Source organism: Methylobacterium sp. D48H (assembly GCF_053345715.1).
Genome location: NZ_JBKFAP010000104.1, coordinates 1 through 345, shown reverse-complemented (window position 1 = coordinate 345; position 345 = coordinate 1). Strand labels below are relative to the sequence as shown.

At 76.5% G+C, this 345-nt stretch carries 1 pseudogene; it reads right to left on the bottom strand.

The annotated features are described in order from the left end of the window. Nucleotides 1-345: pseudogene (locus tag ACLBX8_RS31675) on the bottom strand (methyl-accepting chemotaxis protein); the annotation flags it as partial.

The window sequence follows — 345 nt, the reverse complement described above, 5'->3', positions numbered from 1 at the left end:
CCGCCCTCACGAAGGCGTCCTGGACCGCCCGCGGCAGCGTGTCGTCCATGTGATCGACGAGATTCGCCCAACTCGCCGCGACGCGGCCGCGCTCTTCGGCCTCCGCGCGGCGCTCCTCCTCGGACCAGCCCGTGCCCCGTGTCACGGCCGTCTCGGCCCGCGCCACGTTGCCGCCGATCGCGACCCGCGTGATCCAGGCGGCGCGCTTGATGTCCAGGGCGCGGGCCGGCGCCGCGTCCCGGCGCGGGATCGTGACGTCGACGGCCCCGCTGGTCGCCGTGAGCGCGTCGAGCAGATCCCGGAAGGCGGTCGCGGCGACCTCCTCGGTCGCGGCCTCGCGCTCCG